The organism is Ruminobacter amylophilus, assembly GCF_900115655.1.
Classification (GTDB): Bacteria; Pseudomonadota; Gammaproteobacteria; order Enterobacterales; family Succinivibrionaceae; genus Ruminobacter; species Ruminobacter amylophilus.
The window spans coordinates 1-11,531 of record NZ_FOXF01000061.1; the positions used below are offsets into that span (position 1 = coordinate 1).

The 11,531-nt window shown below is 38.2% G+C and carries 9 protein-coding genes and 1 rRNA gene; 6 read left to right on the top strand and 4 right to left on the bottom strand.

Annotation, left to right across the window (positions count from 1 at the left end):
* The 4 genes from tuf to BMY80_RS10720 form a co-directional block, all read left to right on the top strand.
* A partial coding sequence (gene tuf, locus BMY80_RS10705; protein WP_143066523.1) for an elongation factor Tu occupies window positions 1-1,184 on the top strand: 1,184 nt, incomplete at its 5' end.
* Between the two features lie 220 nt (window positions 1,185-1,404).
* Window positions 1,405-1,743 (top strand): P-II family nitrogen regulator, encoded by a 339-nt coding sequence (locus BMY80_RS10710; protein WP_031580065.1) that lies wholly within the window; start codon window positions 1,405-1,407, stop codon window positions 1,741-1,743.
* 226 nt (window positions 1,744-1,969) lie between these two features.
* Window positions 1,970-2,542, top strand: a complete 573-nt coding sequence (locus tag BMY80_RS10715) for a transglycosylase SLT domain-containing protein (RefSeq protein WP_031580064.1) — start codon at window positions 1,970-1,972, stop codon at window positions 2,540-2,542.
* A 294-nt stretch (window positions 2,543-2,836) separates the two neighbouring features.
* Complete coding sequence (locus BMY80_RS10720) at window positions 2,837-3,259, top strand: ribonuclease E inhibitor RraB (RefSeq protein ID WP_093143549.1); 423 nt, start codon at window positions 2,837-2,839, stop codon at window positions 3,257-3,259.
* A gap of 67 nt (window positions 3,260-3,326) precedes the next feature.
* Here the strand turns inward: BMY80_RS10720 and BMY80_RS10725 are convergent, their stop codons facing one another.
* The 4 genes from BMY80_RS10725 to BMY80_RS10740 are packed head-to-tail and all read right to left on the bottom strand — an operon-like array spanning window position 3,327 to window position 10,215.
* The gene (locus BMY80_RS10725) at window positions 3,327-5,168 is read right to left on the bottom strand and encodes a sulfatase-like hydrolase/transferase (protein ID WP_093143551.1); all 1,842 of its coding nucleotides are present in this window, start codon (window positions 5,166-5,168) and stop codon (window positions 3,327-3,329) included.
* Window positions 5,169-5,216: 48 nt separating this feature from the next.
* Entirely contained in the window at window positions 5,217-7,043 is a 1,827-nt protein-coding gene (locus BMY80_RS10730; RefSeq protein WP_093143554.1) for a sensor histidine kinase, read from the bottom strand.
* Window positions 7,027-7,761 carry a response regulator gene (locus tag BMY80_RS10735; RefSeq protein WP_093143555.1) on the bottom strand — a complete coding sequence of 245 codons (735 nt, stop codon included), beginning with the start codon at window positions 7,759-7,761 and terminating at the stop codon, window positions 7,027-7,029. Before BMY80_RS10735 ends, BMY80_RS10730 begins: the two co-directional genes overlap by 17 nt.
* A 6-nt stretch (window positions 7,762-7,767) precedes the next feature.
* The gene (locus tag BMY80_RS10740) at window positions 7,768-10,215 is read right to left on the bottom strand and encodes a tRNA(Met) cytidine acetyltransferase TmcA (protein ID WP_093143557.1); all 2,448 of its coding nucleotides are present in this window, start codon (window positions 10,213-10,215) and stop codon (window positions 7,768-7,770) included.
* 124 nt (window positions 10,216-10,339) lie between these two features.
* On the opposite strand from BMY80_RS10740, the gene gmhB reads away from it, so the two are divergent.
* Together gmhB and BMY80_RS10750 are read left to right on the top strand one after the other, a co-directional pair.
* Window positions 10,340-10,948 carry a D-glycero-beta-D-manno-heptose 1,7-bisphosphate 7-phosphatase gene (gene gmhB / locus BMY80_RS10745; protein WP_051622049.1) on the top strand — a complete coding sequence of 203 codons (609 nt, stop codon included), beginning with the start codon at window positions 10,340-10,342 and terminating at the stop codon, window positions 10,946-10,948.
* A gap of 497 nt (window positions 10,949-11,445) precedes the next feature.
* A 16S ribosomal RNA gene (locus BMY80_RS10750) occupies window positions 11,446-11,531 on the top strand; the annotation flags it as partial.

Genomic DNA, 11,531 nt, shown 5'->3' on the forward strand with positions numbered 1-11,531 from the left:
TGTCAAAGGAAAAGTTTGAACGTACAAAGACTAACGTGAACGTAGGTACAATCGGTCACGTAGACCATGGTAAGACTACTTTAACTGCAGCTATCACTACTGTATTAGCAAAGACCTACGGTGGTGAAGCAAGAGCATTCGACCAGATCGATAACGCTCCAGAAGAAAAGAGCCGTGGTATCACCATTAACACTTCACACGTTGAATACTCAACTGAAAACCGTCACTATGCACACGTAGACTGCCCAGGTCACGCTGACTATGTAAAGAACATGATCACCGGTGCTGCACAGATGGATGGTGCTATTCTCGTAGTAGCTGCAACTGATGGTCCTATGCCACAGACTCGTGAACACATTCTGTTAGCACGTCAGGTAGGTGTACCATATATCGTAGTATTCTTAAACAAGTGCGATATGGTAGACGATGAAGAATTATTAGACTTAGTTGAAATGGAAGTACGTGATTTATTATCTGAATACGACTTCCCAGGTGATGACACCCCAATCATCCGTGGTTCTGCATTAGGTGCATTAAACGGTGAAGCTAAGTGGGAAGAAAAGGTTATCGAATTAGCTAAGACTCTCGACAGCTACATTCCTGACCCAGTACGTGATATCGATCACCCATTCTTATTACCAATCGAAGACGTATTCTCAATTTCAGGTCGTGGTACCGTAGTAACCGGCCGTGTTGAACGTGGTATCATTCACGTAGGCGACGAAATTGAAATCGTTGGTATCCGTGATACTGCAAAGACCACCTGTACCGGTGTAGAAATGTTCCGTAAGTTACTGGACGAAGGTCGTGCTGGTGATAACGTAGGTATCTTATTACGTGGTACCAAGAGAGAAGAAGTTGAACGTGGTCAGGTAGTTGCAAAGCCAGGTTCAATCACTCCACACACCAAGTTTGAATCAGAAGTATACGTATTAACCAAGGATGAAGGTGGTCGTCACACTCCATTCGTTAAGGGTTACCGTCCACAGTTCTACTTCAGAACTACCGATATCACCGGTACTATTGAATTAGAAGGTGGTGCAGAAATGGTTATGCCTGGTGATAACGTTAAGATGATCGTTACCTTAATTCACCCAATCGCTATGGAACAGGGTTTACGCTTCGCAATTCGTGAAGGTGGCCGTACTGTAGGCGCTGGTGTTGTTGCTAAGGTTATCGAATAATCTGAACTTCACTGATAGTTTTTTCTAGATAATTTAAAAGCTCCGTTTTTACGGAGCTTTTTTGTTTCTTTCCTTATCCATGTTTTACATCTGATTACCAATAATTGTTATTAACGTATTTAATTCACCTGATTGCTGTTTATGAATAAGTTCATTATTTATTTTTTTTATGCATCAAAGTATAATCAGTAACATAGGTTGTATTCTCTAAGGATTATATATGAAAAAAATTACTGCCATTATTAAGCCTTTTAAGTTGGATGATGTAAGAGAATCTTTGAGTTCTAAAGGTATTTCCGGTATGACTGTCACTGAAGTTAAAGGGTTCGGTCGTCAGAAAGGTCATACTGAATTGTACCGTGGAGCTGAATATGTTGTTGATTTTCTGCCTAAGTGCAAACTTGAAATTGTAGTTAAAGATGAAGATGTTGACAGTTGTATTGAAGCAATTACTCAGGGGGCTCATACAGGCAAGATTGGTGATGGCAAGATTTTTGTTACTTCTGTTGATAGAGTAGTAAGAATCCGTACAGGCGAAGAAAACGATGAAGCTATTTAGTGCTTTTGCTTCGTCATAAGGAATGTGTGAGTATAGAACAGTCCGCTAATCCCTGTATACTGCTGTGTACAGGGATTTTTTCGTGTTATTTGTCCATTAAGTTAAAGTATGTTTTTTGATTTAGTTCAATATGCGAAAAACGTATTTGACGTTCATGATTGCTTTTTTATTCTGAAAAGTATACATAGAATATATCGTTCACAGGTGTTTTCTTTTTGGGTGTGGCATGATTAGAAGATTATTTGCTTTACTTTTAATTTCCGTAACTGTATGTGCCTGTAGTACAACTCCCCCAAAAAAGCCCAATGATTTATGTGAAATTTTTAAGGAAAAGGATAACTGGTATGATGATGCACAGGATGTATATAAGCGTCGCGGGGTTCCTATCAATATAGCCATGGCATTTATGTACCATGAATCCGGTTATGTTGATGATGCCAGACCTCCTATGCGCTGGTTCCTGTTCATCCCTTACGGAAGAGGCAGCTCCGCTTATGGTTACGCTCAGGCCCAGGATCCTGTATGGGACGATTATGTCAGTGAAGCTGGTGGTTTTTTTTCATCCCGTGACGATTTTGCAGATTCTCTTGATTTTATCAGCTGGTATATTCTCAAAACAAACAAGGTAAATAATGTCAAGATCAATGATGTTTATAATCAGTATCTGAATTACCACGAGGGATGGGGCGGTTATAAAAAGAAGACACATGCTAAAAACAAGAGCCTTCAGCAGTTGGCCAGAAGAGTTGAAAAGACGGCAGGAAGCTATGCGAAGCAGTTGAGAAACTGCGATTTATAAAATTTTAACTGTTACAGGACGTAATGTGTCTGATAACGTAATTGATTTATTAATGTCACTGAAATTATAATCTTTTTTCGGTGACAAAGATTTATCGTATATGTATTTGACAAAAGAATATCCGTTTGCAGTAAAACTGTTGTTTTTGTGTCTGTAATTGACTGCAGATAGATATTTTAATTTGTTTGGTTAAGAGTACGGAACGATACTTTACCATGGTTTATTATTGCATCTGATTATACAAATCTTCATAGAGTCAGATGTCGGTTACTACTTTTTTGACAGGAATTATTTATGTCTTTAGATTATGAAGATCGCGGTCCATTATCCGCAATTAAGGATTATGCAAAGTTCAATGATTTGGACAATTTCTATCATATGACTGATCAAATTGTAGGAGAGATCCTGGCTGACGGCAATCCGGAAGATGAGGAATATGATATTATCCATTACTTTAGTTCACTTAACTTTGCAAATCTTGAAAAATTTGTTGTGGAAGTGAACAATGTTTTCGGTGATGAGATTTATATTGAGGATCCTGATGAATGCTTCGATGAAGAATATAAGGAAACATTTTTCAGTGTATCCATTATCATTACTCATCCAAAGCTGGATGCTCAGGCCATATATGATGAAATTACCAAACTGGTTTCAATCTGTAATGAATTTAATGTTGCTTATGACGGATGGGGAACTCAGTTTGAGGATGAAGAATAGTATTCTTCAGTTTGTATAGTTATAGAACTTAAAGCTGATACCTGTATGTATCAGCTTTATTTATCAGTTAATCATGGTGCACGTATGTGCGGTCTATTTCAAGTTTCCTCTCAATATCTTTTTTGTCTTCGGCGCTCAAAGAATTTTCAGAATCACTGAAGTTCTTGGTCTTGATGCTTAGTCCGTTGATTGAACTGCTGATAATGATGTGGTCCTTTTTAATTATTGCATCCTCAAGATAGCTTGAACTGATGATAATGTCTCTTTCACTGCCGTCAAACAGAGACTTGCCTATTGTATAGTCGGCCGTATCATTAGTAACACCCAGTACATCAGGCATTAAGGTGGCGGTTATGTCATATGATGTTGTGGTGTAATTGTACTCGCGAGGTTCTTTTTCTGGCCAGTGAACTACTAAAGGAATATGAATCTGAGCATCGGTAAAATTGGAATTATGACCGTAATATCCGTGTCCGTTATCATCAAATTCGTTTCCGTGATCTGAGGAAATAATAATTACGCTGTTATCCCATTCTCCCTGTTCCTTGAGGAAATCGGTGATATCTTTAATCTGTTTATCCATTTCAAAGACTACATTTTTATACAGATTGAATATTATGTTTCTGTCAAAATTCTTATCTATGGCAAGATAGTCGGGGCTGTTCCATGGGGTAGGGAATTTTTTGTTCTTCTGTTCCTCCGGGGTCAATTCCATTGAATGCAGTTTATCAAGAAAAACAAAGGCGAATTTTGGGGAACCTTGATTGTCAGTGACAAACTTTTTAAAGTCACTGATGGCATTAAGGTCTTTTTCACTCACATTGTTTCCATGAGACTCAATACGCAGGTCTTTAACCTTTGAAAATACGGTTTTGTTGAATTCAGGTTTGTACAATTGAGCTCCTGCGAAAGCATTTATTTTGTAGCCCTGTTCCTGCAACCCAGTGATTAATGAGGACTGAACGTTTGAATTTAGAATTCTGTTCCAATAGCTTCCCGGAAGTCCGTAAAATAATGTGAAAACCCCATTTCGTGTAGCATTGCCACCTGATAAATGATGTGTAAATTTAAGATTGTTTTCGGCAATTTCAGTTAAATACGGCATGTTGTCACTATTGAGCATGTCAGCTCTTAAGCTGTCTACGAAAATCATGTAGATATTGAGTTTTTTACCATCGTTTTTGTCAGCAGCATATGTCAGAGGGTGCAAAGGATAACTGATGGCATTGCCTGTTTCGTCGGGAATATAGGTATTTGTTCCGCCCAGTAGTTTGTTTGCAGTTAGCGGATAGTACAGTGTAATTACTTCAGAATTACGATAAACGGAAGGGATGCCTCTGGCTTTACTGTACGCATGTACCAGGTTACATAAGATAAACAGAACAATAATCGTTGATATTATGGCTGTTTTTCGTCCTGTGATTATTCTGTCATGAAATTTATATGCAGTGATAATAATAGTAAGAGAACACAGAAGCAGTCCAAGACAGTATCCGATGATTGATAACCACATGGTATCTGAAAAGGCTATAACGTCTCCGCCGCCATTGATAAACAGATCAAGCATGGCTTTATTAAGATGGAATCTGTAGATGGCATAAACCTTGAAATCCGTTACGGCTAGAATAGAGAGAACAAGAAGTACAATCAAGGCTGATGCGAAGGATGTCTTTACTTTTTTGAATTTATAAAACGGATATACCAGCAGTATATTGATTACAAAACATATTAGGAATGTGTTTGTAAATCCTGCAAAACCAGTATACATGGAGGGAAGAAAATCTCTGTACGGAACAGGTAAGGATATAAATCCCAAAACTGTGAAAAAAAGAGATTCAAAAATGGCTAAGAGTATTATCAGGTTCATATTGTTTTCTTGTTTATAAAAATTAATTGATTGTTTCGCCATATTCTCACGCCGCTGCAGCAAGGATGCGGGGTTGTTGCTCCGGTTAAATCAGCTGTTGTGGATAGTGTACGTGATGACAGCTTCCAGTCCGTGAGGGTGGGCATTCTGTAAATGAATCTTACCGCCCTGTTTAAGGATTATGTTTCTGACAATGGACAGTCCAAGTCCCACATGTCCTTCCTGTGTATTTCTAGCTTCGTCCAGTCTCATAAAAGGTGCAAATACCTCATCCAGCTTTTCTTCAGGGATTCCGGGACCATTATCGCACACAGAAATGCTGATCTGTTCGTTAGTTTCCTCAAGTCTTACTCTAACTTTTGTTCCGTATTGGAATGCATTATCAATAAGATTCTGAAGTATTCTGTGGATATCCATTGAACTGCAGAAAAAGTTGTTAACCCTTTTGAATTTTCCGCTTTCTTCATATGATATATCCCTGCCTGCATCAGTATAGTTGTTGCAGATGCTTTCAAGCAGGCTTGGGAGATGAATTTCTCGTGATTCATCCGTGTTTTCATCACCTCTGGCAAACAGCAATGTTGCCTTTACCATTTCAGTCATTGTGTCTATTGTTTCCCTAAGCTTTACCGTGTCTTCATTTTCTTCCAGAAATTCCGTTCTCAACCTGAGACTTGTCAGAGGTGTTTTAAGGTCGTGAGATATTGATGCAAGAATACGTGTGCGATCATCAATAAAGCTTGCCAGATGTTCCTGCATTCTGTTAAATGAACGCTGCAGATCCTGAATTTCCTTCGGTCCCTTGGTTTCCAAAGGTGGAGTTTTGTAGTCTGAGCTTAATTTTTCAGCCTGTCGCATGAGTAATTTCAGCGGTCGCGTCAGTTCAGTGAATAGCAGAAAGAAAAGCAGAGTGCCGATTATTGTGGCAAAAGAGATTGCCAGTACCGTAAGTGATGACAGGTGAGGAATAAGGGTGTTATTTTCATAACAGGCAAAAGTAAAATAGTAACCTGATTTAAGTTTTATTGAGCCATAGAGAGAAACCTGAGTATCTAAGGGCGCATCTTTAGGCAAAACTTTATTATCAAACGGGTTATTATTTTCTATAGTGGATATTTTGGATTCCATATCATGTTTATGCGGTACTACCTGAAACGTTCCCGGCATAAAATGTCTGTTATGATGGTGATGCATTCTTCCATGATGTGGTGGAGGCAGTGGAAAACCAAACATTCCTCTCATTGCCCCCGGTGGCGGCGGAGGAGGCGGAAAACCGTGAGGTCCCATTCCGACAGGCATTTGTGAAATATCGCGCCATCCATTCATCTGATGAGACTTTGACTTGTCATTATCTGTACCTGAAATTACATTATTCATATTTTCCATTTGAGTAGGATGTAATGTATCGGTCAGTTCTTTGACCTGTGTATCAGTCTGATTATTGGCAGGATCAGTAGAAGACACTGTATTTTTCCTGTTACTTGCTACATAACGGAAATTTTTTAAACTGCCTTCTTCTGGAATGTTGAGGTTTTCAGTATTTACATCAAATTTTGTGAAGGTTTGAATGTAGATTTCGCGGTCTGAATCGTCAAGTTCCTTCTTTATCTTGTTTTCGTAATCCTCATTTCTATTTTCAGGAATCACGGGATTAGTGGAAATATTGGCAAACAGTCCGTGAGTAAGTCTCGTTTTGATGAATTCATGGTAAATTTTAGGATCGTTATGATCCAGTACTCTTACGGAACTGATTAATCTTAGTAAAGTCATTCGGTGGGCATTTTCGGCAAAATTCTGTCGCATGTCCAATACAAAGACAACGATAATTATAAGCTGAACAGCCATCAGTACGCTAACTGAGGTAAGAATAAGTCTCCAGGTTAGCGTCTGCGGAATGATTTTACTGCTCCTGATCATTGGTTACCTCTGCTATGAAGCAATATCCGCCACCCCATACTGTTTTGATTATTTCATTGCAGTTATCATTTTCGGTTTTCAGTTTTTTGCGAAGTCTGCTGATAAGAGTATCTATGGAACGATCAAAAACCTGGGCTTCTCTGCCTCTGGCCTGATCAAGAAGCTGGTCTCTTGACAGAGTTTCATGAGGATGCTGCAGGAAAGTAATAAGAAGTTCGTATTCAGCAGTGGACAGGGAAATTATAGTTTTGTTCGGATCTATAAGTTCGCGTTTTAGAACATCAAGTGTCCATTGATCAAAGAAGTAATGTTTAAGAGTTTTTTGGGTTTCGGTTTTTTGAATATTGTCGCTGCGACGCAGAACAGCTTTGATTCTGGCAAGGAGCTCTCTAGGATTGAAAGGCTTGGTAAGATAATCATCAGCTCCCAGTTCCAGACCGATGATTTTGTCTGTTTCACCTATCATTGCCGTAAGCATGATAATAGGTACGTTGTTACCATTCTCTCTCAGTTTGCGACAGATTGATAATCCGTCTTCTTTTGGCAACATCAGATCCAAAACGATCAGATCAATGTGATTATTCTTAAGAATAGCTCGCATTTCATCACCGTCACAGGCTGTAAAGGTGTTAAAGCAGTGCTGATCGAGAAATCGTTTGATTAGTTCTCTGATATCTGCGTGATCATCAACTACCAAAATATTAACTGATTCTGTCATTGTTATTTATCCCTGAATTTTGCTGATAATGTTGCGAAGCTGTCTGAGAATCTGTTTTACACCATCTGTCTTCAATAGAGACTGAAGTTCGTTTTTTGGTATAAGACCTTTATTTAAAAAAAGTATTAATGCTTTTTTTTCATCACTGGACAGCCGGTCAGAACAATATTGTTTATCAAACAGAATCTTTATTTCGTAGATGCTGTGAATAAGACTGTGGTGACCATTCACTATACTATCAATAGTGTTTTTAAAGTGTGTATTAAAAAAATCGTTTAGCAGATACATCTGATCATCAGTAATAGTGCTATCTGATATTTTATCATAAAGTGTTTCAGATTCTATTTTATACAACTTTTCATCTATATTATTGAGATTTTCTTTTTTATGAAAAAGTTCAGATATTCCTGAAATATTCAGCTGTGAAAGGATTTCTGATTCCTTGTCGAGACTGAACGGGATAATAAGATGGGGAAGTTTCAGTTTAAAAAGTCTGAAAGCATTCTCGGTATTGAATGTGTCAGAGGTTCTATTTACAACAAGTGTTTTGGAATTATGTTGCTTACATTCAGAATTTGCCGTAATGTCTTTCATCATCAGCAGTGAACGTTTACCGCTGGCATTATCAGGGGTAAAACTGATATTTACCGGTTTGAAGTCATTGCTTAGCCAGAATCTTGCTGTTCCCAGACTGAGAGCAAAAGAAACCCCAAGAAAGTTGAACTGATACATCGCAGCCATTCCTTCCACTGCCTTTATCATGGATGTGGCCAATGATGTTCTGCGGAGTTTTGGAAGTACGGCTATTCGTTCAATCCTCAGATATCTGTAGTTTCCTGCTTCGGCAAAACCGGCCTGTGTTATAAGTGTCTGCGGACACAGATTGTTTTTCGGCTGTCTTGTACCATTCATTATTGCTTTTGCAAGTTCAGGTTCTATCATTCCTTCACATGTGGAAATAGTGACTCCTGACATTACATAGTCTTCTGAACTTTTTTGCAAATTTGATACTGTATTGGTGTTTTCTGAAGATTGGACAGGGGATGAGAAAAAGGCGTTAACACTGTGGTCTGCTGTCATCATCTGCAGGTCTCTACTATTAATATAGAAGGGATGAAGGGACTTCAGGATCCGGCTGTCTATACTTGCAGCTTTTACCAGTATAAATGTCAGACATGTATATTCCTGAGTTATCCAGCGTATAAGGTCCTGGGGAGTCTGTTCATAATGGTTGGATTTTAAGAGACTATTAATGAGGTACAGGATAAATTTCCCTGTATTGTTTTTCATAAGCTCTATACCGGTAGTACAGACTGATATACTGTCAGAATTGTTTCTGGTAGAGATATATATGCATTTGCTTTTTTCTGATGGATTTTCAGATAATCTGTTGTGATTAAACCTATTGATAACTATGTCATTAACTGGTGAATTGAAGAAAAGTGTATCCAGACATTTTGCTGCATGGTCGTAGTTGTTTCGATAATGATTGTGCAACGCGATTCTGGTTATGGAGAAGCTCTGATAAAGTTGGTGGCGAAGCCCCATTGCAGATCCTTCGTAGCCTGACAGTGTTGTGACCAAAACTGTCCGCGGAAACATTTTTAATATTTCAAACAGGTGGGATATTGGAAGTGCCGCGGCTTCTTCAATAATAAGTAAATCAATTTTATCCACATATTCACACATGTTTTCAGTTGTAATGAGTGAAATATCTGAAATCGCTGTGTACCTAGGGATTATATCTTTGGCCCCTGCATTTAATACCCCACATTTAAACATACTATGCACAAGAGTATCAACAAGTTTTACAGTGGCCGTGGTTTTGCCTGTTCCTCTTGGTCCATCAAGATGTACGACGAAATTCTTTTTCTCATGAAGATATCTGGTAACAATATCGATATATGATGATTGCTGGGTATCGAGAATGTCAGGAATCGCTGAATTATGAAAATTCAGACAGTAATTACCGGCGTCTCCGGAAGTGATGAAATCTGAAATGTATTGAGGGTGTGTAAGAACTTCCTTAGCTGTGAATATTTCAAAAATATTTTTCTGTGTACAACTATTGAAGAAATCATTAAAACATCTGGGAAGGCTGGTGATGATTATCAATAGGCCTGAGGTGCTTAAAGAACCGAACAGAGAATAAATCTGATCGACATTGAAAAGATTCTGAACAAGCACGGCAGAGTCTCTTGTACATCCCAGATAATGTGCAATATTATTGAGATTAATGGTTTGGATGGGGGATCGTGAGGCTCCATCTTCAGGAGATTTGTCTGTATGAACTGATGATGAGTGTTCTGAGTCTGATGAAACAGGATATTTATCGTTAGAAAATACAGGAGGATGAAAACCCAGAGATTTGTTAATTTCTGACAGGATGGAATATCTGTTTTTCTGAGTTACCGTATCATCGGTATTTATAATAAGCACTTTTCTAGTCTGCATATGCTTTTATTCCGGCTTACCTGAAATGTTATGAGGAAAACAGGTGTTACATTTTGATATAATGCGTGGTATGAAGTTTAATGATTTAATTTTAACATAGTGCGAAAGCTCTTAAGGATAGACAATGGGCAAAGCTGCGATTTTTCTGGACCGCGATGGTGTAATCAATGTTGAAAAAGATTACGTGTACACCATTGATGAGTTCGAGTTTGTTGAAAATGCTATAGAAGCATTAAAAATTCTGCAGAACAAGGGATATGCTCTGGTTGTGGTAACCAACCAGTCAGGAATTGCCAGAGGATACTATACTGAAGAAGATTTTTTAAAGCTCACCGAGTGGATGGACTGGTGTCTCATAGATCGTGGAGTAACACTTGACGGAATTTATTACTGTCCTCATCATCCTGAAAAGGGAATAGGTAAATACAAAGTGGATTGCGAGTGTAGAAAGCCTAAGGCTGGACTTATATTCGATGCTGCAAAACAGTTAAATATTGATTTGAAGCGTTCTGTAATGGTCGGTGACAGGCTTACTGATATAGAATGTGGCAAAAATGCAGGTATCAAACGCAATTATCTTGTCCGAACCGGATATGCAATATCACCGGAAGATGAAAAGAAAGCCACCAAAGTATACAAGGATTTAATGGAATTGGCCAAAGACATGGAAGATATCAATGGTCATGGAGATATGGTCATCAGAAGAAAAGCAAAGAAAGCCTCTGATGAATAAACCGGAAAATGCCTAAACAATCCCCGCAAATTAGTATGAACCCTGTTATTGATCACCTGATTGATAACGGGGTTTGTTTTTTTCGATGGATGCGGTTAAAGAAAAATAAATGGAATATCAGGAATAATTGATTAAAAAATCACGTAAAACCTCAAAAAACGCAAAAAGAATATCACAGGAGCAAAATTTTAATAAAAATTCCATATAGATGTATGGATAGGTGTTCATTAGCGATTTTTTGCCCAAAAACGAAAAAATTTGAAAAAAATTTAAAAAAACAGTTGACGAAAAAAATAAAAAACCTAAAATACACATCGTTCGCTGAGCACAGCGAAAAACAAAAAGTTCTTTAAAAACGAATCTAGACAATCTGTGTGGGCACTCGCTGAATTCATGAGCTGAAATAAAAGATGGTTCTTGAAGAAGCTGAGTGTCAAATCTAAGAGCAATTAGAAAGACAGTCATTCAAAGAGAGCCGAAAAAACTTCAACTAATTTAAAGTGAAGAGTTTGATCATGGCTCAGATTGAACGCTGGCGGCAGGCTTAATACATGCAAGTCGAACGGTAACAGCAGGAAGCTTG